The organism is Streptomyces sp. NPDC058880 (genome assembly GCF_042742535.1).
GTDB lineage: Bacteria > Actinomycetota > Actinomycetes > Streptomycetales > Streptomycetaceae > Streptomyces.
In genome coordinates this window covers 19,433-41,662 of sequence record NZ_JBHYMC010000032.1, presented here as the reverse complement: position 1 = coordinate 41,662, position 22,230 = coordinate 19,433, and the positions used below count along the sequence as shown (strand labels likewise).

Sequence of the window (22,230 nt, the reverse complement as noted above, 5' to 3'; positions counted from 1 at the left end):
TCCGGCGCGCGGTGCGCCTGCCGGGGCGCGGGAGGACCGGCGGAGCCGCCGTCCGGCGGGTTCACCAGTCGGTACGGAAGTGCAGGGACGGCGAGAGGTAGTAGTGGGGACTCGTCGCGATCAGCGGGTCGTGCGCCTCCCCCCGGGCGGCGGGAGCCCACTGCTTGAGGCCGAGGTACATGTTGTCGCTGGTGAAGATGCCCGCGGTGCCCTTGTCGTCGTGCCGGTTGATGCTCCAGACCTGCAGCGGGTTGGTGGCGTCGCAGAGGGCCTGCCGCACCGGCGCGCCGCTCGCGGTGCTGCCGGTGTGGGTCAGGCACATGCCGGTGCCCCCGTTGCGCAGCATCACCCGACGGCGCTTCTCCTGCGCGATCACGTCCCACTCCTGGTACGCGGCGCCCGTGCACGCCGCCTCCCGCGGCTGTACTCCCGCCTGCCCGCTGCCCCCCGGGATCTCCATGCACATCCCCGTCGCGTCGATCCGCAGCCGGGTGCGTTCGCCGGGGCCGGCGGGCGCGACGACGGCGGCGGCGGCCTGTGCGGTCCGCGCGAGGGGGATGCTCGGCACGGCCGAGGGGGAGGAGCCGGGGGCGGGGCTGCGGGTGGCCTCGGGAGTGGCGGCGGGTCCCGCCGTCCTCGTTGGCAGCGACGGCCCGGACGTCTCGCGGACGACCGGCGGAGCGGCCCTCCTGGTGTCGGCCCCTTCCGGGACGACGACGTAGGCCAGGGCGCCGATCGCCGTCGCGGCCGCCAGTGAAACGGCGACGAGCTTCGCGGCGGGGAGTCCGGCGGCCGCGCCCGAGCCACCGGCAGCCGCGCCCGAGCCACCGGCAGCCGCGCCCGAGCCACCGGCGGCCGCGCCCGCACCTCCCACGGCGGCGGCCGTGACGGCGTACGAGGAGAGGTACTTCTCGGCGCCCCACAGCAGCACGGCGCCGGGCAGCACCACGCGCAGCCGGGAGTTGATCTCCGTCAGGTCGTGGAACGCCTTGCGGCAGGAACCGCAGTCGCCCAGGTGGCGGTCCAGTCGTCGCCCGGCGGTGCGTCGGCCCCGGCGCACCGCCGCGGCCATCAAGGGGCTGTGACGGCGGCATTCGTGCGATGCCCGGGGGCCGTGGGCGTGCTCCGAGAGGTAGGCCTCGCGCAGCCCCTCCCGGGCCCGCTCCGCAAGGGACCACACGCCACTGGCGCTCAGGCCCATCATGGCGCCGACCCGCTGGGCGCTCTCCTCCTCCACCAGCGTGTGCCACAGCACGGCCTGCCAGCGTTCGGGCAGCGCGCGGAAGCCGCGCAGGACCAGGTCGTCCTCCTCACCGCGCAGGGCGAACTCCTCACCGCCCCCGGTGTGCGGTACGGCCTGCTCCCAGCGTTCGACGTCCTCGGTCAGCTCGGCCCGACGGGCCGTGTCGGCCCAGGCCATGGCCGTACGCCGGACGACGGTCAGCAGATACGGCCGCCAGGGCCCCGTCGGCCCCCCGCCCGACCGCACCGCCTCCAGCGTCTTCGCGAACGCCTCGGCCGCAAGGTCCTCGGCGGTGTGCGCGTCGCGGCAGCAGGTGCGCGCGTACGCCAGCACGGCGGACCGATGGCGGGCGTACAGCTCCGCCATCGCCCGTTCCTCCGCACCGCCGCGTATCGACTCCGCCAGTTCCTCGTCCGACCGCTCGGCGACGGACAGCCCCGCGTGCTCAGTCATTGGTGCTCCTGAAATCGGGCCGGACGGCGCAGTGCGTGGTGCTCCGGGAGGACCGGGCGGCAGCCCCGCGCAGGAGGCTCGGCGGCAGCTCGATTCCGTTGCGCCCTACCGGAATCCAGAGTTCCGGCAGGCGTCGTCCGACGAGAATAGACGTACGTTCCATGGGTGGGGCGTCCGCGATGTTCCGAGGGCGCCGAAGGGGGTGTGACGGCGGGTGCGGTGCGGTTCCGCCGCCGTTCGGCCGAACGCCGTCGGCCCCGCACCGGGGCCGAGGATCCGGCGCGCGGGCGATCGGGGGCGATCACCCGGTCCGGGGGCCCGCCCTCCGGCGCCGGACCAGCACGGTCCCATCCGCCGTCGTCCATGTGCTTCCTCAACCTTCTTCTCGCGAGGCGTTCAACTGGACCGATGCGCTCCGCTCCACCCCCTCCCGCGGCGTTACCGAACCGTTATCCACATGCGAGCGGGGCGACCCTCCGGAGGCGGGACGGGGCCGCCCGCACCGATGGGGGACGCCGCGCGTCCGCAAGCTGCCACCCCGCGTACGCGTGCGTACTGTGTTCATATGGGCGGAATCAGGCGGATTCATCACCTAGGGCGCCGCCGCGGTGGCGGTCGGTCCGGGCTCGGAAGGCCGCGGGGCGGTCGGTGAGCGGGACGAAACCGACGAAGCGGGCCACAGGCGTCGGCCGGGGCCCGTGCGCAGCGGGGCCGGACGTCGGCACGGAGGAGGCGGAGGAGGCTCCCCGCCTCGCGTGCGCGGACCGGTCACCGTGAGAACCGGGTGGTGATGATGCGATCGTCGTTCCGTGCCCCAGGACCCGGCGCCGGTATGGAGCAGGTGGAAGCCCTCATGGCCGACGTGGTGCGCGAGACCGGCGCATCGGCCGGCCTGCTGTACCTCCTGCCGCCCGGCGGCCGGCTGCTGTGGCTCACCCTGCTGTCCGGTGTGTCCCGGCAGATCGCCGCGCCCTGGTCCCGCTCCTCGGTCGACGCGGCCACCCCGGTCACGGACGCCATGCGCCAACGCCGGCCGATCTGGCTGGAGAGCGGCGAGCAGGTGGCGCGCCGTTACCCGCAACTGGGCATCGTCCTCCCCTACGACTTCGCGCTCGCCGCGGTTCCCTTCCTCAGCGGCACTCGGGCGTGGGGCGGCCTCGCGCTGGTGTGGCCCGTCGAACAGCCTCCGCACCTGAGCAGCCGCCTGCGCGCGACCGTCACCGCGTGCTGCCGGCGCACGGCACTCGTCCTGGAGCGGGCCGCCGCCCAGGGGGACCCGCTGCTGCCTCCCGAGGAACCCCGCTACCTTCCGGCACCGCCCGAGGCGGCCGACCCCGACCGGGCCGCGGCCGCACTCGGGTTCACCGAACGCCTGCCCCTCGGCTGCTGCGCACTGGACCTGGAGGGCCGGCTCACCTTCCTCAACTCCGCGGGCGCCGATCTGGTGGGCGCCGATGCCGCCTCCCTCAGGGGGCTCCGGCCGTGGGAAGCAGTGCCGTGGCTGCACGTACCGGTCAGCGAGGAGAGCTACCGCGCGGCGGTGGTCACCCGCCGGCCCACCTCGTTCACCGCGGTGCGCCCCCCGGACCGGCCCCTGCTCTTCCAGCTCTACCCCGACGACAGCGGCATCAGCGTCCACATCACACCCGCCCCGCGGCGGACGGCCGCCTCACCGGCCCCGCCGTCCGACGAGTCGCTCGGCGCCCTCGGGCTGTACCACCTCACCCACCTGGCGGCCGCCCTCGCCGAGGCCGCCAGCGTCAGTGACGTGACCGACGCGGCCGCCGACCAGATCGTGCCCGCCTTCGGCCCGCAGGGCCTGGTCCTCATGGTCGTCGAGGACGGCCGCCTGCACGTCATCGGCCGGCGCGGCTACAGCACGGCGTTCGTCGACCGCCTCGACGGCACGCCCCTGGACTCCCGTACCCCGACGGCGTACGCGCGGGCCACGGGCGAGCCGCTCTTCTTCCCGGACTTCGCCGACTTCCGGCGCGCCTACCCCGGCGCACCCCGCCACGACGCCAGGAACGCATGGGCCTTCCTGCCGCTGACCGCCTCCGGCCGCAACACCGGATGCCTCGTGCTCTCCTATGACCAGCCCCGCCCCTTCCCGCCGGCCGAACGCGCCCTCCTCGCCTCCCTCGCCGGACTGATCGCCCAGGCCCTGGACCGCGCCCGCCTGTACGACGCCCAGCACACCCTCGCCCACACCCTGCAGACCGGCCTGCTTCCCCCCGCGCTGCCCCGGGTCCCCGGCCTCGGCGTCGCCGCCCGCTACCAGTCCGCCCGCCACGGCATGGACATCGGCGGCGACTTCTACGACCTGATCCACACGCCCACCGCCACCACGGCGGCGATCGGCGACGTCCAGGGCCACAACACCGCCGCCGCCGCGCTGATGGGGCAGGTCCGCACCGCCGTCCACGCCCACGCCGCCGCCGGCGCCTCACCCGGAGAACTCCTCGCCCGCACCAACCGCCTCCTGACCGACCTCGACGCGGGACTGTTCACCAGCTGCCTGGTCGTCCGGCTCGACCTCGCCCACCAGCGCGCCCGGCTCGCCACCGCCGGACACCCCTCACCGCTGCTGCGCCACCCCGACGGACACACCGAAGTCCTGAACCTGGACCCCGGACTCCTGCTGGGCATCGACCCCGACGCCGACTACCCCACCACCGACATCCCGCTCCCGCCCGGCGCCGTGCTCCTGCTGTACACCGACGGGCTCGTGGAGGTCCCCGGCACCGACCTCGACGACACCACCGAAGCCCTCGCCCGACACCTCGCCCGGACCCCGGTCCACCACCTCGACGACCTCGCCCAGAGCCTCCTGCGCCACGCCGGGCACCCCGCCCGCAACCACGACGACATCGCCCTGCTGCTCATCCGCCCCGACCCGTGACGCGGGGCAGGCGGGCAGGCGGGCGGGCAGGCGGGCAGCACGAGCGACCGGCCGACCGGCGGCGTACGGGAGGCGTTCCGCCGGGTGGGGTGCCGGTCGCCGTGTCGGCGTGGGCGGCGGCAGTGGCACCACGAGGATGTTGGCCGACGTTTCCCGGGAGCTCCCGCGAGTACCGTGGGAGGGGCATCCGGGGGCCGCACCGGCGGATGGGGATGACAGGCGTGTCGACATCGAGTCACGAAACATTCGGCGCACCCTGCTGGGTCAGCCTCATGGCCCGCGACGTCGGTGCCGCACAGGCCTTCTACAGCGCCGTCCTCGGCTGGCGGTTCGGCGGCGACCGGCTCGGCGAGGGCTTCGCCGTCGGGTTCAGTGACGGGATCCCGGTGGCCGGACTCGGTTCGGTGCCCGCCGGTGTCACGGTCCCCGTCACCTGGACCCCGTACTTCGCCGTCGACGACGCCGACGTCACCGCCTCGCGCATCCTCGAACGCAGCGGGACCGTCGCCGTCGGCCCCCTCGCCTTCGGTACGGGACGCGCGGCGCTCGCCGCCGACCTCGACGGCGCGGTCTTCGGGATCTGGCAGGGCGACGCCATCCCCGACTGGGGCATGGGCGGGGAGGCCGCGCCCGCCTGGCTCGAACTGCGCACCAGGAACGCCTTCGACGCCGCGATCTTCTACGGCGAGGTCCTGGAATGGGCCGGTGCCCACACCGGGTGCTGCGAGGTCGCCTACGTGGAGGAGGACAACCGCATCCTGCTCCGCCACGCGGGCCGCACGGTGGCCCGCCTGCACGGCGGAACGCTCGCCCAGGCACCCGACCCGCACCTGCGGCCGCACTGGCACGTCCACTTCCGGGTGCCCGACCCGGAGACCGCGGTGAAGGCGGCGACCTCCCTGGGCGGCAGCACCGTCTCGGTGGCGGACGCCGGTCCCGGCCCGCACGAGATCACCCTGAGGGACCCGGAGGGCGCGCTGTTCGGGATCGTCGGGCCGGACGTCGCCGTCCCCTTCTGATCGGGCGCCGTCCCCGTCCGATCCCCCCGCCCCTCTGCCCTTCGGCAGAGGGGCGGATCGTCCGCGCGGCCCATGCCGGCGCGGAATCCGGCATCGATACTGGTCGGCGTGGGACCCATCAGCCTTTCGCCGCACCCTGCCCGCGGCCGCCCGGTCGCGCGGACGGCCGGTGCGGGCCTCGCCGGCCTGCTCGGCCTGGGCGTGTACGCGGTCGTCGGCCGCCTCGGGTTCCTGCCCCACCCGTCCCTCCAGCTCGCGGTCCTCGCCGTGGGCACCGGGCTCTTCGCGCTACGCCGGCGACTGCCCGGGGCCGTGCTGCTCACGGCGCTCGCCGCGCTGGCCGGAGCGGTGCCGGCCGTCGGGCCGGTGACGGCCGCGGCCGCCTACTGCGTGGCCCGCCGGACGGCCCGGCCGCGGCCGCGGGCCCGGCTGCTGGCCTGCGCCGGGCTCCTCCTGGTGGTCTGCGCGACGGCGGCCGGGCCGTGGCTCGGCCCCGGGTCGGCGGCGTACGGGCTGGCGCTCGGCCTGGCCCTCGCGCCGACCGCCGTGGTCGTCCCGGGCCTGGTGGGCACGGCGCAGGGGCAGCAGGGCCGCCTGGTACGGGCGCTGCGCGAGCGCGGTGACGCGGCCGAACGGGCCCGCCGGCTGGCCGACAGCGAGGCCCGCATCCACGAGCGGTCCCGTATCGCCGCCGAGATGCACGACCTGGTGGGCCACCGGCTCAGCCTGGTGTCGCTGCACGCCGGAGGGCTGGAACTGGCTCTGGAACGGGCCGCGCCGGAGCTGCGCGAGGAAGCCGTCCTGGTGCGGCGCACCACCCGCGACGCCATGCGCGAGCTGCGCCAGGCCCTCGGCGTGCTCGGGCCGCTCGGCCGCGACACCGGGCCCGATCCGCTCACCGACGCCACCGGCACGCGCACCGACATCGAGGCGCTGGTCGCACAGTCGCGCAACGGGGGGATCGCGGTACGGCTCGACTGGACGGGACCGGACCTCGACGCCCGCCCCGCACCGGTCCGGCGGGCGGTGCACCGCGTCGTACGGGAGGGCCTGACGAACGTGCACCGCTACGCGCCGGACGCGCACGTCACCGTGGCGGTCCGGCACGGCGGCGGGCAGGTGCGGGTCGGTGTGCGCAACGGGGCGCGCCCCGGGCCGCCGGCGCCCGTGGCGGAAGCAGGCACCGGGCGCGGCCTGACCGGACTGCGCGAGCGGGTCGAACTGCTCGGCGGGACGTTCGAAGCCGCCGCGCTGCCGTCCGGCGGTTTCCGGGTGGCGGCGGCCCTGCCGGCCGAGCCCGCGGGCGGCCCCGCCTCCGGGCGCACCGCATCCGCGCCAGACGCCTCCCGGCCACCGTCCACCCTCGAAGCGCCCGTCACCGGACCGCCCGCGGCGGGACCGCCCGCGGCCGGGCCCGACGGGCGCGGGACCGCTGCGTTCCTGACGCTCGGCCTGGGGCTGGCCGCGCTGTCCGCGCTCATGGTCGTCGGGATCGCCTTCGTGTACGCCGCCCAGCCGTCCGGCCGCACCGGGCCCGCCCCGCTGCCGCGCGTCGGCATGACATACGGGGAGGTGTCGGCGCTCGGCGTTCATGACAACGGCGCCGTACGGGCCGCTGCCACCGGCCACGAGCCGCCGCGTCCGGCCGGTGCGGCGGGCTGCCTCTACCCCTTCAACGGCGCCACGGAGCGGCACCCCGGCGGCCTGCTCATCGCCCGCTACTGCTTCGACGCGGCGCAGCGGCTGATCGCCGTCGACCGGTTCGTCGTCCCGGCCGTCCGGGACTCCACTCCCTGGGAGATCCCGTGACCGAGCCCGTCCCGCCCACCGGACCCACCGGACCCACCGGACCCACCGGGCCCGCCCAGCCCGCCCGGCCCCTCCGGCCCGTCCGTGTCCTGCTCGCCGACGACGAGACGATGATCCGGCACGGCGTCCGCCTGATCCTGCGGCACGCGGGTGACATCGACGTCGTCGCCGAGGCCGCCGACGGACGGCAGGCCGTCGCACTGGCCGCCGCCCACCTGCCCGACGTGGCGCTGGTCGACATCCGGATGCCGGTGTGCGACGGTCTGGCCGCGATCGCACCGCTGCTCGCCCTCGATCCCGCGCCGCGCGTGGTGATGCTGACGACCTTCGGCGACGAGGACAACGTCCTGACGGCGCTGCGCGAGGGCGCCGCGGGCTTCCTCCTGAAGGACGAGGGCCCGCAGGAGCTCATCGCCGCGGTACGCGCGGCCGCCGCGGGCGACTCCGTGCTCTCCCCGGGCGTGACGGGGTCGGTGATCGCCCGGATGCTGCGCGGCGGCGGCCGCGACGGCTCCGGGTCCGCACCGGCGCCCGCGGACGAGCGGATCGCGCGGCTCACCGCACGGGAACGAGAGGTCCTCTCGATGCTGGGCGAGGGTCTGTCGAACCAGGACATCGCCGGACGGCTCGGCATCGGGATCGGCACGGTGAAGACGCACGTGGGCGCGATCCTGGAGAAGACCGGCTCGGCGAGCCGGGTGCAGGCGGCCCTCCTCGCCCACCGGACGGGCCTGGCCTCCTGACGGCGGCCCTGCGCCGGCCTCTGCCCGAAGGCGGAGGCGGCCCCGCCCCGGCTGTGCCCGAAGGCAGAGGCGGCGGGCCCCCGCCTTCCTCGGGACATAGCTCAACTCCCGCCTCCAGCACGATGTCCGCGCAGGTCAGGACGGTGAGCATGGATGCGTCCCCCGGTCCGGCCGCCCTTGTCGGGTGCGGACCGTCGCTCCTCGCACCCGAGGCGGAGTCCCCATGTCTCAGTTCTCTCCTTCCCCCGAACCGGCCGCCCGCGCCACCGGTCTGACCAAGGTGTACGGGAAGGGGGACACCCGGGTCACCGCCCTGGACGCGGTGACGGTCGACTTCGCCCGGGGCAGGTTCACCGCCGTCATGGGCCCCTCCGGATCCGGCAAGTCCACACTGATGCACTGCCTGGCCGGACTGGAAACGGTGACCTCCGGCTCGGCTCGCATCGGCGCCACCGAGCTGTCCTCGCTAAACGACCGGCAGTTGACCGCACTGCGGCGGCACAAGGTGGGCTTCGTCTTCCAGGGGTTCAACCTGCTGCCCACCCTGACCGCACTGGAGAACATCACGCTGCCGCTACGGCTCGCCGGGCGCCGGCCCGACGCCGCCTGGCTGGAGGCCGTCGTCGCCACCGTCGGACTGGCGGGCCGGCTGGGCCACCGCCCGGCCGAGCTCTCCGGCGGCCAGCAACAGCGGGTCGCGGTGGCGCGGGCGCTCATCTCCCGCCCCGAGATCGTCTTCGCCGACGAGCCGACCGGGAACCTCGACTCGCGCTCCGGCGCCGAGATCCTCGGCTTCCTGCGCGACTGCGTACGGGAGTTGGGGCAGACGGTGGTGATGGTCACCCATGACCCGGCGGCCGCCGCCTCCACGGACCGGGCCCTGTTCCTCGCCGACGGCCACGTCGTCGACGAACTGCACGAGCCGTCCTGCGCCGCCGTCCTCGACCTGATGCTCGGGGTCGAGGACGGGCCCGGGAACGGGGACGGGCACGGGATGCGCCGAGAGGGCGCGGGCCACCGCACCCGCTGACCGGCGCACCGCCCCCCCGTCTCCCCGTCTCCCGGTACCGGCACCCCGCACCCCGCACCCCGCACCCCGAAAGCTCCTCATGCTGCGAACAGTCCTGCGCAACCTGCGCGCGCACACGGCCCGTCTGGCCATGACCGTCCTCGCGGTCTGTCTCGGTGTCGCCCTCGTCTCCGGCACCCTCGTCCTCGCCGACTCCTCCGCCGCCGCCTACCGCGCCGCCGCCTCGAAGAACTTCGCCGGCATCGCGGTGACCGTGACCCCGAAGGACGCCCCGGACGCACCACCCGGCGAAGACCGCACGAGCGTCCTGGACGACGCCCTGGTACGGAAGCTGGCCGGCGTACCGGGTGTCGCCGCCGTACGGCCCGCCGCCGACGGCTCGGCCACCCTGTCCGCCTCGGACGGCACCCCGCTTCGGGCCGGCCGTGCCTGGGCCAACCTCGGCGCCGCCCACCTACCCGGCGCGGACGGCCAGGACAGCCGCTACCCGCTGGTCGAGGGCCGCGCACCACGCACCGGCGGGGAGATCGCCGTGGACCGCGGCACGGCCGCCGCCGGCCGCTTCCGCCTCGGCGACACGATCACCCTGGCCACCGACGGCCCCGTGATGGCCAAGCGGCTCGTGGGCATCGTGACCACGCAGGACACCCGGGTCACCGCGGGCGGCACCCTCGCCCTGTTCGACCGGGCCACCGCCCAGCAGCTGTTCGCCTCACCCGGCCGGTACACCGGGATCGACCTGGCCGCCGCGCCCGGCACGAGCCAGGCCGAACTCTCCGGCCGGGTGGCCTCCGTACTGCCCGCCGGGCGGGCCGAGGCCACCACCGGCGCCGCCCAGGCCGCCGGGCAGGCCCTCTACGTCGGCACCCTGACCCGGGGGCACGCCAAGCTGCCGCTGGTCTTCGCCGGGATCTCGCTGTTCATCGGCTCCTTCCTCATCGTCAACACCTTCACGATGCTGGTGACCCGGCGCACCCGGGAGATCGCGCTGCTGCGGGCGATCGGGGCCTCGCGGCGTCAGGTGACCGGCTCCGTGCTCGCCGAGGCCGCGCTCGTCGGCCTGGTCTCCTCCGCCGCCGGATTCCTGCTCGGCCTCGGGGTCGCGGCCGTACTGCCCGGCCTGCTCAGCACCGCGCAGGACGCGCTGCCCGACGGGCCGCTGGTGATCGGCCCGCGTCCGGTGGCGGCCGCGCTCGGCGTCGGCGTCGGCGTCACGGTGCTCGCCGCATGGCTGCCGTCCCGCAGGGCCGCGAAGGTCGCGCCGGTCGAGGCGATGCGCTCGGCGCACCGGCCGCCGTCCGCGACGCGCTCGCGGCTGCGCGCCGCCGCCGGGCTGGTCCCGCTCGTCCTCGGCGCGGGGCTGCTGGTGTCGCTGAGCGGGGTGAAGGACGCCTCGGTCCGCAACCTCCAGGACGCGATGCTCGCCTGCGGCCTCCTCGTCGTCGCCCTGATCGTGCTCGCGCCGCTGCTCGCCGCGCCGGTGATCCGGCTGGCGGGCCGGGCGGTCGACCGGTTCGGGGCCGTCGGCCGGCTCGCCCGGGAGAACGCGCTGCGCGACCCGCGGCGCACCGCGGCCACCGCGTCCGCCCTGATGGTCAGTACGGCGCTGGTGGCCGGGCTCGCGGTCGTCGGCCACTCCACTGCGCAGGCCCTGGACCGGCAGGCCGCGGCGGGACTCGGCGCCGACTACGTGATCGGCACCCGCACGCCCACCGCGGGCATCGACCCGGACGCCGTCCGGCGGGTGGCCGCCGCCCCCGGGGTGCGGACCGCGGCGGCCGTCGCGGACGTGTCGCTGTTCGTCGGCGGCGGGGTTCGTCGGATCGCCGGGGTGGACCCGGCCGTCGTGGACGCGGTCATCGAGCTGGACTTCGTCGACGGCTCCGCGAAGGGGCTCGGGCCGGGCCGGATCGCCGTCTCCGCCTCCCTCGCCCGGGAGCAGGGCCTCGCCGCCGGCGACCGGGTCGCCGCCCGCATCGGACGCGGCCGGGACCTGACCCCGTACACGGTCGTCGGCGTCTACCAGGACAACCCCGTGGCCGGCGACGCGCTCGGCGACCTCGGCGAGGTGCGGCAGCACGGCGTCCTGCCCGGATCCGCCCAGCGGGTCCTGGTGCGCACGGACGACGGCGCCGCCTCCGACGCCGTGGAGAAGCGGCTGCGCACCGCGGTGGGCGGCAACCCGCTGCTGAAGGTCCAGGACCGGCAGGCACTCGTCCGCGAGGCCGCGGGCAGCGTCGGCGACCTGCTGACCCTGATGTACGGGCTGCTCGCCATCGGCGTCGTGATCAGTGCGCTCGGCATCGTGAACACCCTGGCCATGTCGGTCGCCGAGCGGACCCGGGAGATCGGCGTGCTGCGCGCCATCGGCATGGACCGGGCCGGTGTCCGGCGGATGATCCGGCTGGAGGCCGTGATCGTCGCCGCCTTCGGGACCCTGCTGGGACTGCTGGCCGGCGTGTTCAGCGCCTGGGCCGTCGGCTCGCTGGCCAACGGCGCCATGGCCCACTACGCGCTGGTGGTCCCGTGGGGAACCCTGCTGCTGGTGTGTCTGCTGTCCCTGGCGATCGGCGCGGCGGCCGCCGTCGTCCCCGCCCGACGAGCGGCGGCGCTGAGCCCGCTGCGCGCGGTCTCCGACGCGTAGCAGGCCGAAGGGCCGTCACCTGGAGGGCCCAGCTGAACAGGCGCGTCCCGTGGCGGTCCGGGTCCAATGGCAGGGCGCGGCCTTCCGCCGCGCCCCGTCGCTGCCCAGCCGTCCCCGGGAGTGCCATGAGCGAGCCGTCCCCGTCACCCGGCGACCCGCCCGGGGCGGCGCCGACCACCCCGCCGACCACCCCGCCGGCCGCCCCGCCGGCCGCCCCCGGCGGCGGATCCCGCGGGGGGCGGATCGCGAAGAGCGCCCTCTCGGCCGTGCTGATCACGCTGACGTGCATCCTCGTGCCGGTCTCCCTGCTCACCGTGTGGGTGCACGACATCGTGCTGGACACCAACCGGTACGTCGCCACGGTGCGGCCGCTCGCCTCCAACCCGGCGATCCAGCAGGCCGCCGTCCACCGCATCACGGAGGCCGCCGATGCGAAGGTGGACGGCTCCCGAATCACGGCCGACCTGGCGAAGTGGCTGGAGTCCCAGGGGCTGCCGCCCAGCGTGGGCTCGGCGGTCAAGTTGCTGGGCCCCCAGCTGGACGCGGCCGCCGACCAGGTCGTCTCCGGGGTGGCGACCCGGATCGTGGAGAGCGACCTGTTCGAGGACGTGTGGACGGTGGCCAACCGCACCGCCCACGGCGCCGTGGTGCACGCGCTCACCGGCAAGGGCCGCGGCGCGGTCGGGGTCGACGGCGGCACCGTGACGCTCGATGTCGGGGAGGCCGTCGACAAGGTCAAGGAAGAGCTCGTGGCCGCCGGGGTCTCCCCGGCGGCCAAGATCCCCGAGGTCGACAAGCAGATGGTGCTCTTCCAGAGCGACGAGCTGGGCCGCATCCGGGGCGCGGTGCACCTGCTCGACGTCCTCGGGAACTGGCTTCCCGTCATTACGGTCGTCCTCGGCGCGGCCGGCGTGCTGCTCGCCCGGCGACGGCGCCGGGCCCTGGTGACCACCGCGCTGTGCGCCGCGTTCGCCTGCCTGCTCGTCGCCGTCGCCCTGGTGGTGGGCCGCCACTACTACCTCGACCACCTGCCCGCGGAGGTCCAGTCCCCGGCTGCGGCAGCGGCCGTCTTCGACACGCTGGTGCGCTTCCTGCGGGTCAGTCTGCGGACCGCGATGGTCCTCGGGATCGTCGTGGCGCTCGGCGCCTATCTGTCCGGCGCCGGCCGTCTGCCGCGCGGCGTGCGCGGGCGGGCCGACCGTACGGCCGACTCCGCGGCGCGCTGGGGCGCCGGGCACGGGGTGCACACCGGCACGGCGGGCCGGTGGGTGGAGGCCCACCGCCACGCGCTCACGGTGGGCGTGCTCCTCGCCGTGGCGCTCGTGTTCGCCCTGTGGAACCACCCGACCGTACTGACCGTGCTGCTGCTGGTGCTGATCCTGCTGGTGGTGCTTGCCGTACTGGCCCTGCTGGCGGCCGGCGGCCGGGTCGCCGACGGCACGGAAGGCGGAGCGGCGCCCGCTGCGGGGGCGGCACCGGGACCGGGTGACCGGGGAGCCGGGAGCCGGTGACCGGTCGGCGCGCGGATGAGGCCGGGCAGGCCCCGACCCGGGGCGGGGCGGGACCCGCCCCGGGTCGTGCGGCTCAGGCGAGGATCCTGGCCTTGGCCCGGTCGAACTCCTCCTGGCTGATGTCGCCCTTGTCCTTGAGCGCGGAGAGTTTGCTCAGCTCGTCCGCGTTGCCGCCGCTGCCGCTGCCGGCCGCCTGCCGGACGTACGAGCGGAAGGCCGCCTCGTTCTCCTTGACCTGCCTGGCGTCGCGCTCGTGCATGCTGCGGCCGCGGGCGATGACGTAGACGAACACGCCGATGAAGGGGACGAGCAGCACCAGGATGAGCCATCCCGCCTTCCCCCAGCCGTGCAGGCTGTGGTCACGGAAGATGTCCGTGATGACTTTGAAGAGCAGGAAGAACCACATGACCCACAGGAAGAACCACAGCATCGTCCAGAAGAGGTTGAGAAGTGGATAGTCGTCCATATCCGACTCCGATCGTGCGCGTGGTACTCCAGTGATACAGGCGGCTCCGCCGCGGCGCATGCGGAGCCGGTGGGGCATCTTTTGCACCCGTGCGCGGGACGACGCGACCATGGACGCATGAGCACTGTCTTCCCCCTTCCCGGGGAGGGGCCGACCCACCGATGGGGAAAAGCCGATGGTGCTTGACCTGATCGTCATCGGGCTGATCATCACGCTCTATCCGCTGCCCATCATGGCCTTCGTCCTGGTGGTGTCCGCGCCCGGCGGTCTGTGGAAGGGGCTCGCCTTCATCCTCGCCTGGCTGGGCTGCCTCGTCGCCGTGATCGCCGTCGTCCTCCTCCTCACCGGGGGCCAGCCCCCGCCGCCGCGCTCCCCACCGTCCACCGCGGGCCTCGCGGTCCGGCTGGCCATCGGCATCGCGCTGGTCGGGTACGCCGAACACCGGCGCCGGCGGCGCCCGGTGGGGGGCGTCGCCCCGGAAGCGGAAGGGGCGGAATCCGGACCGGCCGAGGAGCCGCGCGCGCTCTCCCGCATGGACCGGGCGTCCGCGTGGTCGGCGGCCGGAATCGCGGTACTCCTCCAGCCGTGGGGGATGGTGGGGGCGGCCGCCGCGACGGTCGTCGAGGCGAACCTGTCCGACGGCGCCACGTACCTGGCCCTGTTCGGCTTCTGCGTCCTGGCCTCCTCCACCCTCCTGGCGATGGAGCTGTTCATGGTGTTCGCGCCCGAGCGGGCCGCGCTGGCGCTCACCGGGATGCGGGCGTGGCTGTCGGACCACAAGGACCCTGCGATCGTCCTCGCCTGCCTCGTCCTGGGCCTGTGGCTGGTGGGCAGGAGCCTGTACGAGCTCACGCGCTGACGGCGGCCCGCGGACGGGCGTGGTGCTCCGGTCGCCGGATGCGGTCCGGGCCGTTCTCCTGAAGGCATGGAACGCAATGCAGCCCGCCGCCGGCGGCGCGCCCTGCTGGGCCACTGCCTGCGCGGGACCGGCTCGGTGGTCGTGCTCACCGGGCTGTACTACCTGGCGCCGATGGAGGGCGGGTTCGGCGCCCTGACCGTCCTCACCCTCGTGCTGGGCCTGCTCGCCTTCACCCTGCTGACGGTCTGGCAGGTCAATGCCATCACCCGGTCGGAGTATCCGAGGCTGAGCGCTCTTGAGGCCATGGCGACCGCCGTACCGCTCTTCCTGATGATCTTCTCAGCGACGTATTTCATGCTGTCCGAGAACGTCCCGGCGAGCTTCACCGAGCCCCTGGACCGGACGGACGCCCTCTACTTCACGGTCACGGTGTTCGCGACCGTGGGCTTCGGCGACATCGTCGCCACGACCGGGACCGGGCGGGTGCTGGTCACCGTGCAGATGATCGCCGACCTGATCGTGGTGGGCGTGATCGCCAAGGCCCTCTTCGGTGCGATGAAGATCGGAATGCGCAGGCGGGCCGGCGGGGATCACGGGGAACCGCCGGGCACGGACGACGAGGAGCTCTGAGCCACCCCCCGGGTCCGCGCGCCCGCGCCGTACGCAGAAAGGACCCCGCCCGGGAACCGGACGGGGTCCTTTCCGCACAGAGGGAGGGGGATCCGGGCGGTCACCCGGCCGTCAGCACTTCAGACCGGAGGCGGCGGCCGTCGTGGCCTGCTCCAGCGACTGGATCTGCGGCTGCAGTTGGGTGAGCGCGGCCTGGCCGGTCGTGTCGCCCGGCAGGTCCTGATAGCCCTTCTTGAGGTTCTCGGCGGCGGACTGCACCGCCTCGCGCTCCGCGTCCTTCAGCTTGTTCGCGTTCTCCTTGACGTTCTCCCAGTCCTGCTGGACGGCGTCGTAGGCGTCCTTGACCTGGTCCTTGGTGGCGACGGCCGGATCCAGGGCCTTCAGCTTGGCGTTGTCGGCCTTGAGGGCGTTCAGGTCCGTGCACAGGGCGGCCGCGGCCTCGGTGGCCTCCTCGGCGGGGGAGGGACTGTCGTCGGAACACGCGCTGAGGCCGAACACCGCGCTCAGGCAGAGCACACCGACCACCGGGAAACGCTTCATGGAGGGGCCTTCCTCGATCAGGCAAACCAGGCGTACGGGATCTTCCGGTACTACGACAAACTATGCACAACCGGACACGCTCCGCATCCGCACGCCCTCAGGCGGCGGGCTGGATGTTCTGGTTCAGGTGGAAGAGGTTGCCCGGGTCGTAGGTCCGCTTGACCTCGGCCAGACGGTCGTAGTTCCCCTTGTAGTTGGCCCTGATGCGGCTCTGGTCGTCCTCGGCCATGAAGTTGATGTAGCCGCCCTCCTCCGAGTGCGGTGCGGTGGCCTCGTAGTAGTCGCGGACCCAGGCGGTGTTCGCCTCGTTGTCCGCGGGGTCCGGCCACATCCCGGCGATGACGGTGGCGAAGTTGGCGTCGCGGTAGGCGAAGGCCGTCTCGTCCGGTCCGACGCGGTGGCAGGCGCCGTTGATCGGGTAGATGTGCACCGTCGAGTTCACGACGGGCACCTTCGGGCCGTGCACCAGGTGCGCCTCGATCGCGGAGTCGGTCAGCTCCGTCACGAAGTTGGCCTTCCAGTAGTGCTGGAGACCGGGCGGAACGAGCGCGTCGAACGCGCTGTTGAGGGCCGGGTACGGCATGGGGCCGACGTGCTCCGCGACCACCGGCGCGATGTCGCGGAAGGGCCGCAGGGCCCGCTCACCCTCGTCCAGCGGCCCGGTCCAGCACGCCACGATCAGGGCGAAGGGGTCGCCGTGCCGGTCTTCCGGGATGAACGGCAGCGGAGGGGCCAGTTGGAAGGCCGGGAAGCCGCCGAGCTGCTCCGGGGCGTCGGCGATGTAGTCGGCGAAGGAGCGCAGCACCGTGGCGGCGTCGTCCAACTCGAAGAGCATCGGTCCGCCGTAGATGTCCTTGACCGGGCTCAGCCGGTACTCGAACGAGGTCACCGCGCCGAAGTTCCCGCTGCCGCCGCGCAGCGCCCAGAAGAGGTCCGGATTCTCCTCCTCGCTCGCGACCACGACGCGGCCGTCCGCCGTCACCACATCGGCCGAGATCAGGTTGTCGCAGCTCAGGCCCAGTCCGCGGGACAGGTAGCCGATGCCGCCGCCGAGGGTGAGTCCGCCGATGCCGGTGGTCGAGATGATCCCTCCGGTGGTGGCCAGCCCGTAGGCGTAGGTCGCCGCGTTGAAGTCGCCCCAGGTCGCGCCGCCCTCCGCACGGGCCGTGCGGCGCGCGGCGTCGACGCGCACCCCGCGCATGCCGGACAGGTCGGCGACCACGCCGTCGTCACAGGTGCCGAAGCCGGGCACGCTGTGGCCGCCGCCGCGCACCGCGAGGTCCAGCCCGTTCTCCCGCGCGAAGTCCACCACCGCCATGACGTCCCCGGTGTTGGCGCACCGCACGACGGCGGCCGGCCTCCGGTCGATCATGGCGTTGTGGACGGCCCGCGCCTCCTCGTAGGCGTCGTCGCCGGGTGTGACGACCGCTCCGCGTACGCGTTCCCGCAGCTGGTCGATCGAGAGCTTGCCCATGACCATCGCTCCTCGTCCTTCGTACGTCGCTCTCACGCCGCGCCGAGACGCGTGCGCCGGGTGCTGCCGCTACGGCCCCAGATGGCTGAAGCCCACCTCGAAGTGCTCGACCCTGACGACCTGCTGCCCCTCCCGTCGGGCGGTCTCCTCGCGGATCCGGTCGGCGAGTTCCTCGCTGTCCCGCATGCTCCGCTCGTCCTCCCACAGGGTCAGCGACCTGGCCTGACCGGTGGCCCGGTCGACCAGGTAGTAGACGCCCCGGAAGCCGGGCGCGTCCCGCACCTGCCGGACGATCTCCTCCGAATGCGCTTCCAGGTCTCCCTCCGCGGGGACGGGGGAACCCTGGTAGGTGCTCAGCCTCGCGAACATCTGCGGCAGTCCTTCCTGGCCCGGCCGCCGTCGGGAGACAGGCAGCTCCAGGACCAGCGTCCTCCGGCAGACCGCGCCCCGCATGCCGGAGCGGCGCGACAATGGTGGCGAAGGACGCGTCTTCCGGTGCCGTTGCGGAGAGGCGGGACGTCGAGTGGCGTACATAGCTGTGACCGCCCTGAGCCATGTCGGGCTGGTCCGCGAGCACAACGAGGACAGCCTCGTGATCGGGCCGTGGACCCTGTGCGGGACCGTGACCCAGAACCCCCAGACGCTGGTGTTCCCGTTCGGCAGACCGCTGGTCGTCGCGGTCGCCGACGGGCTCGGCGGGCAGCCGGCGGGGGAGGTGGCCAGCGAGCTCGTGGTCCGCCAGCTCTCCTCGCTCGGCCCCGCACTGAACTGCGCCGAGGCCGTCGGTGACGCGCTGGACCTGTGCAACGACGCCGTGTACTCGGCCGCCGACGGCCGGCCCGACCTGACCGCGATGGGGACCACCGTCGCGGGTGCGCTCGTGCTGACCGAGTCGCTGCTGTCCTTCAACGTCGGCGACAGCAAGGTGTTCCACGCGGCCCGCGACGGACTGCACCAGGTGAGCGTGGACGACAGCCCGCCCCCGGCGCCCGGCCACCGCACCACCTCGGCCGTCACGCAGGTGCTCGGGGGAAGCCGCGGCCGCCGTGCGATCACCCCGCACATCGAGACCTTCGCGCTGGCGGAGGGCGACCGCTACCTGGTGTGCAGCGACGGGCTGACCGACCCGGTGCCGGACGACACGATCGAGGAACTGCTGCGGGTGCACGACGATGGCAGAGCGGCCTTCGAACTGTGGAAGGCCGCGATCGACGCGGGAGGCCCGGACAACATCACCCTCGCACTGCTGCGCATCGGGGCCTGACCATATGACCGTACGACCTTTCATTGGATTTCAGGACCGTATATCGGGAGGCGCGGCGCCGAATATCCAAACGGAAAGGCTTTCCCGGCTCTCCGGTAATCACTGTGCTACGGTGACGCCAGTTGCGGTTGTGGTCCCCAAAAAAACTTACAAGTGCTCTCACCCTATCTTCCGGTGGGCGCACTTTTCATTTCCGGTTCACATGTCCGGTCGGGGCAATCATCTCGGCGACGCCGGGTCCGCACAGTGCGGCCCGGGCAAGGCCCCAAAGGAGAATTCGCATGGCATCCGGCACCGTGAAGTGGTTCAACGCGGAAAAGGGTTTCGGTTTCATCGAGCAGGAGGGCGGCGGGGCGGACGTCTTCGCCCACTACTCGAACATCGCCACTTCCGGCTTCCGTGAGCTCCAGGAGGGCCAGAAGGTCACCTTCGACGTCACGCAGGGCCAGAAGGGACCGCAGGCCGAGAACATCGTTCCCGCCTGACGCCGAAGCGGAGACCGAAGCCGAGGCCGACGGCGAGACCGAAGCCGACGTCCGGGCGGACGGGCCCGCGGCCCGCACCTCTGCGTGCGGGCCGCGGCCATGCCCGCCCCGCGCCCGCCCGCCCCGCGCCCGCCGGGAATCGGCCGCCGTCGCGGCGGAAGCGCCGGCCGCGGCCGGCGCCGCTTGCTAGAGTCCCTGCCCATGTCGATCCCTGACGACCTGCTCCGCGACATCGCCGCCATGGTCGAGTCGGAGCAGACCAATCAGATGTCCCTGACGGTCGTCGTGAACGGCGCCGTCATCACCGGCCGCCTCGCCCCCGAGCACGTCTGGCGCCAGCGCGTGGCCGAGGTCCTGCGGGACTCCGACCAGCTGGGCCCGTTCGCCGAGGTCTTCAGCTCGCCCGGAACCCCGGCCAGACGTCCCGCCGGACCGCCCTCCCACCTGCACTTCCACGTGGCCCGCATCCTCCAGGGCCCGGTGGGCATCCCCGAGACGGGCGGCATGTACCGGATCGCCGTGGCCGACGTCAGTGCCTGGACCGTCGGAGATTTCAGCTACTCCGACAAGTGACCGGCGACCCACCCCGTGTCCACATCCTGGACGACTACTCTCGTTTTATGAACGCAGAAGCCGACGCCCTCACGACCGTGAAAGACGCTGACCGGAAGCACGTCTTCCACTCCTGGTCGGCGCAGGAGCTCATCGACCCGCTCGCCGTCGCCGGCGCGGAGGGCTCGTACTTCTGGGACTACCAGGGCAACCGCTACCTCGACTTCTCCAGCGCCCTGGTCTACACGAACATCGGCTACCAGCACCCCAAGGTCACCGCGGCCATCCAGGAGCAGGCGGCCAGGCTGTGCACCGTCGCACCCGGCTTCGCCGTCGACGTGCGCTCCGAGGCGGCCCGGCTGATCGCCGAGCGCACCCCGGGCGACCTCGACAAGGTCTTCTTCACCAACGCCGGGGCCGAGGCAGTGGAGAATGCCGTCCGCATGGCCCGGCTGCACACCGGGCGCCCGAAGGTGCTGTCGGCCTACCGGTCGTACCACGGCGCCACCTCCACCGCGATCAACCTGACCGGTGACGCCCGCCGCTTCGGCAACGACTCCGCGACCGCCGGCGTCGTGCACTTCTGGGGCCCCTTCGCCTACCGCTCGCCCTTCTACGCGACGACGGAGGCCGAGGAGTGCGAGCGGGCCCTGCGCCACCTTGAGGACACCATCGTCTTCGAGGGTCCCCAGTCCATCGCCGCGATCATCCTGGAGACCGTCGGCGGCGCCCCCGGCGTGCTCGTGCACCCCGACGGCTACCTTCCCGGAGTGCGGGCGCTCTGCGACCGCTACGGCATCGTCTTCATCCTCGACGAGATCATGGTCGGCTTCGGGCGCACGGGGAAGTGGTTCGCCTCCGAGCACGGGGACGTCACCCCCGACCTGCTCTGCTTCGCCAAGGGCGTGACCAGCGGCTACGTGCCGCTCGGCGGGGTCGCCATCTCGGCGGCGATCGCCGAGACCTTCGCCCGCCGGCCCTACCCGGGCGGGCTGACCTACTCCGGGCACGTGCTGGCCTGCGCGGCCGCCGTGGCCACGATCGGCGTGATGGAGGAGGAGGGCATCGTCGAGCAGTCCGCGCGCACCGGCGCCGAGCTCCTCGGACCCGGCCTGCGCGCGCTCGCCGAGCGCCACCCCTCGGTCGGGGAGGTTCGGGGCCTCGGCACGTTCTGGGCCCTCGAACTCGTCCGCAGCAAGCGGACGCGCGAGCCGCTGGTCCCGTACAACGCCGCCGGGGCGGACAACGCGCCGATGGCGGAGCTCGCGGCCGCGTGCAAGAAAGGCGGGCTCTGGCCGCTCGTCGCGGGCAACCGGATCCACATCGCACCGGCCTGCAACATTGCGCCCCAGGACGTGGAGAAGGGGCTGCGCATTCTCGACGAGGCGCTGACGGTGGCTGACGCACACACCGTCTGACCTGTGCGTCTGTGGGGTCGCCCAATCCTGCGGTGCCGGTGTTCGGAGGATCCGTACGGTGGTCAACCCGCCGCACACGTGCTGCAATCCGTGCAGGCCGCGAACGCAAAACAGGCCAAGCACCTACGGACCGGGATGCACGTCAGTCCCGGGGCGGCCCCTCGGGGCCGAACGGCGGGGAGCGGGAAGACCGCTGGACGCCGGGCGTACGGGTCCCAGTAGTACGGACTCCGTGTTCCCGAGTACCCGAAGGAAGACAGCATGAGCAAGCACGTCCTGGCGCAGAACCAGTACGGCAAGGCCGAGAACCGCATCGTGAAGGTCACCCGCAAGGGCAATGACGGTTCCTGGCACGAGATCCGCGACCTCAACGTCTCGGTCGCGCTCCGCGGTGAGTTCCGCGACGTCCACCTCACCGGCGACAACGCCAACTGCCTGCCGACCGACACCACCAAGAACACGGTGTACGCCTTCGGCAAGGAGCACGGCATCGAGTCCCCGGAGGCCTTCGGCATCCTGCTCGCCAAGCACTTCGTGTCCTCGCAGGCGCCGATCCGCGAGGCCCAGATCCGCATCGAGGAATTCGCCTGGGAGCGCATCCCGGTCCCGACGCGGAAGGAGCAGCACTCCTTCGCGCTCAAGGGTCAGGAGGTGCGCACCGCGCAGATCACCTACAGCGAGACCACGGGTCTCCAGGTCATCTCGGGCCTGAAGGACCTCACGGTGATGAATTCGACGAACTCCGAGTTCCACGGGTACATCAAGGACAAGTACACGACGCTCAAGGAGGCGTACGACCGGATCCTGGCGACCAAGGTCACCGCGCGCTGGGCGCACTCGGCGCTGGCCGCCGACGACCCCGGCCACGACTGGGACCAGGCGTACAAGAAGGTCCGCAAGAACATGCTGGAGGCCTTCGCGGAGACCTACTCGTACTCCCTGCAGCAGACCCTGAACCAGATGGCCGAGCGGGTGCTCGACAACTGCCCCAGAGTCAACGAGGTGCGGCTCAACCTCCCCAACAAGCACCACTTCCTGGTCGACCTGGAGCCCTTCGGCCTCAAGAACGACAACGAGGTCTACTTCGCGGCGGACCGCATGTACGGCCTGATCGAGGGCACCGTCCACCGTGACGGGGTGCAGCCGGTGATCGCGACGTCCGACTGGATCGTGGCGTAGCCGGCCCGC

General features: G+C 73.3%; 19 protein-coding genes. 14 read left to right on the top strand and 5 right to left on the bottom strand.

The features are described 5' to 3' along the window. Nucleotides 1–61: 61 nt before the first annotated feature. The gene (locus tag ACFW2G_RS19390; RefSeq protein ID WP_384583117.1) at nucleotides 62–1,696 is read right to left on the bottom strand and encodes a sigma-70 family RNA polymerase sigma factor; all 1,635 of its coding nucleotides are present in this window, start codon (nucleotides 1,694–1,696) and stop codon (nucleotides 62–64) included. Nucleotides 1,697–2,528: 832 nt separating this feature from the next. On the opposite strand from ACFW2G_RS19390, the gene ACFW2G_RS19385 reads away from it, so the two are divergent. From ACFW2G_RS19385 to ACFW2G_RS19355, 7 genes are all read left to right on the top strand, one after another. Continuing rightward, the gene (locus ACFW2G_RS19385; RefSeq protein WP_384583114.1) at nucleotides 2,529–4,598 is read left to right on the top strand and encodes a SpoIIE family protein phosphatase; all 2,070 of its coding nucleotides are present in this window, start codon (nucleotides 2,529–2,531) and stop codon (nucleotides 4,596–4,598) included. 272 nt (nucleotides 4,599–4,870) lie between these two features. Then, nucleotides 4,871–5,617, top strand: coding sequence for a VOC family protein (locus ACFW2G_RS19380; protein WP_037920686.1), 747 nt, complete (start codon nucleotides 4,871–4,873; stop codon nucleotides 5,615–5,617). Nucleotides 5,618–5,725: 108 nt separating this feature from the next. After that, a complete protein-coding gene (locus ACFW2G_RS19375; RefSeq protein WP_384583111.1) occupies nucleotides 5,726–7,426 on the top strand; it encodes a sensor histidine kinase in 1,701 nt (566 codons plus the stop codon). A gap of 110 nt (nucleotides 7,427–7,536) precedes the next feature. Beyond that, nucleotides 7,537–8,169 carry a response regulator gene (locus tag ACFW2G_RS19370; RefSeq protein WP_384452614.1) on the top strand — a complete coding sequence of 211 codons (633 nt, stop codon included), beginning with the start codon at nucleotides 7,537–7,539 and terminating at the stop codon, nucleotides 8,167–8,169. Nucleotides 8,170–8,392: 223 nt separating this feature from the next. Beyond that, on the top strand, nucleotides 8,393–9,199 hold the full coding sequence (locus ACFW2G_RS19365; RefSeq protein WP_384583108.1) for an ABC transporter ATP-binding protein: 807 nt from the start codon (nucleotides 8,393–8,395) through the stop codon (nucleotides 9,197–9,199). A gap of 79 nt (nucleotides 9,200–9,278) precedes the next feature. Beyond that, entirely contained in the window at nucleotides 9,279–11,843 is a 2,565-nt protein-coding gene (locus ACFW2G_RS19360) for an ABC transporter permease (protein WP_384452571.1), read from the top strand. 125 nt (nucleotides 11,844–11,968) lie between these two features. Then, on the top strand, nucleotides 11,969–13,354 hold the full coding sequence (locus tag ACFW2G_RS19355) for a hypothetical protein (protein WP_384452574.1): 1,386 nt from the start codon (nucleotides 11,969–11,971) through the stop codon (nucleotides 13,352–13,354). A gap of 73 nt (nucleotides 13,355–13,427) precedes the next feature. On the opposite strand, the gene ACFW2G_RS19350 is transcribed toward ACFW2G_RS19355, so the two are convergent. Continuing rightward, nucleotides 13,428–13,820 (bottom strand): SHOCT domain-containing protein, encoded by a 393-nt coding sequence (locus ACFW2G_RS19350; protein ID WP_384583105.1) that lies wholly within the window; start codon nucleotides 13,818–13,820, stop codon nucleotides 13,428–13,430. Between the two features lie 175 nt (nucleotides 13,821–13,995). On the opposite strand from ACFW2G_RS19350, the gene ACFW2G_RS19345 reads away from it, so the two are divergent. Together ACFW2G_RS19345 and ACFW2G_RS19340 are read left to right on the top strand one after the other, a co-directional pair. After that, complete coding sequence (locus ACFW2G_RS19345; protein WP_384583102.1) at nucleotides 13,996–14,679, top strand: GAP family protein; 684 nt, start codon at nucleotides 13,996–13,998, stop codon at nucleotides 14,677–14,679. Nucleotides 14,680–14,745: 66 nt separating this feature from the next. Continuing rightward, nucleotides 14,746–15,309, top strand: coding sequence for a potassium channel family protein (locus ACFW2G_RS19340; RefSeq protein ID WP_384452580.1), 564 nt, complete (start codon nucleotides 14,746–14,748; stop codon nucleotides 15,307–15,309). A 111-nt stretch (nucleotides 15,310–15,420) separates the two neighbouring features. Here ACFW2G_RS19340 and ACFW2G_RS19335 read toward each other — a convergent pair whose 3' ends face one another. From ACFW2G_RS19335 to ACFW2G_RS19325, 3 genes are all read right to left on the bottom strand, one after another. Further along, nucleotides 15,421–15,849 carry a hypothetical protein gene (locus tag ACFW2G_RS19335; protein ID WP_384452583.1) on the bottom strand — a complete coding sequence of 143 codons (429 nt, stop codon included), beginning with the start codon at nucleotides 15,847–15,849 and terminating at the stop codon, nucleotides 15,421–15,423. 97 nt (nucleotides 15,850–15,946) lie between these two features. Further along, nucleotides 15,947–17,323, bottom strand: a complete 1,377-nt coding sequence (locus ACFW2G_RS19330; protein WP_037921386.1) for an FAD-binding oxidoreductase — start codon at nucleotides 17,321–17,323, stop codon at nucleotides 15,947–15,949. Nucleotides 17,324–17,392: 69 nt separating this feature from the next. Next, the gene (locus tag ACFW2G_RS19325; RefSeq protein WP_037921385.1) at nucleotides 17,393–17,692 is read right to left on the bottom strand and encodes a hypothetical protein; all 300 of its coding nucleotides are present in this window, start codon (nucleotides 17,690–17,692) and stop codon (nucleotides 17,393–17,395) included. Between the two features lie 154 nt (nucleotides 17,693–17,846). On the opposite strand from ACFW2G_RS19325, the gene ACFW2G_RS19320 reads away from it, so the two are divergent. The 5 genes from ACFW2G_RS19320 to pucL all read left to right on the top strand — a co-directional run bounded on the left by ACFW2G_RS19320 (nucleotide 17,847) and on the right by pucL (nucleotide 22,221). After that, the gene (locus tag ACFW2G_RS19320; RefSeq protein ID WP_384452587.1) at nucleotides 17,847–18,587 is read left to right on the top strand and encodes a PP2C family protein-serine/threonine phosphatase; all 741 of its coding nucleotides are present in this window, start codon (nucleotides 17,847–17,849) and stop codon (nucleotides 18,585–18,587) included. A 281-nt stretch (nucleotides 18,588–18,868) separates the two neighbouring features. Beyond that, a complete protein-coding gene (locus ACFW2G_RS19315; RefSeq protein ID WP_030030412.1) occupies nucleotides 18,869–19,072 on the top strand; it encodes a cold-shock protein in 204 nt (67 codons plus the stop codon). A gap of 201 nt (nucleotides 19,073–19,273) precedes the next feature. After that, nucleotides 19,274–19,645: a hypothetical protein gene (locus ACFW2G_RS19310; RefSeq protein ID WP_384583099.1), complete on the top strand. Its 372-nt coding sequence runs from the start codon at nucleotides 19,274–19,276 to the stop codon at nucleotides 19,643–19,645. 47 nt (nucleotides 19,646–19,692) lie between these two features. Continuing rightward, complete coding sequence (locus ACFW2G_RS19305) at nucleotides 19,693–21,042, top strand: aspartate aminotransferase family protein (RefSeq protein ID WP_384452594.1); 1,350 nt, start codon at nucleotides 19,693–19,695, stop codon at nucleotides 21,040–21,042. Nucleotides 21,043–21,303: 261 nt separating this feature from the next. Continuing rightward, nucleotides 21,304–22,221 carry a factor-independent urate hydroxylase gene (pucL, locus tag ACFW2G_RS19300; RefSeq protein WP_384452597.1) on the top strand — a complete coding sequence of 306 codons (918 nt, stop codon included), beginning with the start codon at nucleotides 21,304–21,306 and terminating at the stop codon, nucleotides 22,219–22,221. The last annotated feature ends 9 nt before the right edge of the window (nucleotides 22,222–22,230 follow it).

Coding starts and splice junctions, on each gene's coding strand:
- ACFW2G_RS19390 (WP_384583117.1), bottom strand. CDS start 1,696: ATGACTGAGCACGCGGGGCTGTCCGTCGCCGAGCGGTCGGACGAGGAA.
- ACFW2G_RS19385 (WP_384583114.1), top strand. CDS start 2,529: ATGGAGCAGGTGGAAGCCCTCATGGCCGACGTGGTGCGCGAGACCGGC.
- ACFW2G_RS19380 (WP_037920686.1), top strand. CDS start 4,871: ATGGCCCGCGACGTCGGTGCCGCACAGGCCTTCTACAGCGCCGTCCTC.
- ACFW2G_RS19370 (WP_384452614.1), top strand. CDS start 7,537: ATGATCCGGCACGGCGTCCGCCTGATCCTGCGGCACGCGGGTGACATC.
- ACFW2G_RS19365 (WP_384583108.1), top strand. CDS start 8,393: ATGTCTCAGTTCTCTCCTTCCCCCGAACCGGCCGCCCGCGCCACCGGT.
- ACFW2G_RS19360 (WP_384452571.1), top strand. CDS start 9,279: ATGCTGCGAACAGTCCTGCGCAACCTGCGCGCGCACACGGCCCGTCTG.
- ACFW2G_RS19355 (WP_384452574.1), top strand. CDS start 11,969: ATGAGCGAGCCGTCCCCGTCACCCGGCGACCCGCCCGGGGCGGCGCCG.
- ACFW2G_RS19350 (WP_384583105.1), bottom strand. CDS start 13,820: ATGGACGACTATCCACTTCTCAACCTCTTCTGGACGATGCTGTGGTTC.
- ACFW2G_RS19345 (WP_384583102.1), top strand. CDS start 13,996: ATGGTGCTTGACCTGATCGTCATCGGGCTGATCATCACGCTCTATCCG.
- ACFW2G_RS19340 (WP_384452580.1), top strand. CDS start 14,746: ATGGAACGCAATGCAGCCCGCCGCCGGCGGCGCGCCCTGCTGGGCCAC.
- ACFW2G_RS19335 (WP_384452583.1), bottom strand. CDS start 15,849: ATGAAGCGTTTCCCGGTGGTCGGTGTGCTCTGCCTGAGCGCGGTGTTC.
- ACFW2G_RS19330 (WP_037921386.1), bottom strand. CDS start 17,323: ATGGGCAAGCTCTCGATCGACCAGCTGCGGGAACGCGTACGCGGAGCG.
- ACFW2G_RS19325 (WP_037921385.1), bottom strand. CDS start 17,692: ATGTTCGCGAGGCTGAGCACCTACCAGGGTTCCCCCGTCCCCGCGGAG.
- ACFW2G_RS19315 (WP_030030412.1), top strand. CDS start 18,869: ATGGCATCCGGCACCGTGAAGTGGTTCAACGCGGAAAAGGGTTTCGGT.
- ACFW2G_RS19310 (WP_384583099.1), top strand. CDS start 19,274: ATGTCGATCCCTGACGACCTGCTCCGCGACATCGCCGCCATGGTCGAG.
- ACFW2G_RS19305 (WP_384452594.1), top strand. CDS start 19,693: ATGAACGCAGAAGCCGACGCCCTCACGACCGTGAAAGACGCTGACCGG.
- pucL (WP_384452597.1), top strand. CDS start 21,304: ATGAGCAAGCACGTCCTGGCGCAGAACCAGTACGGCAAGGCCGAGAAC.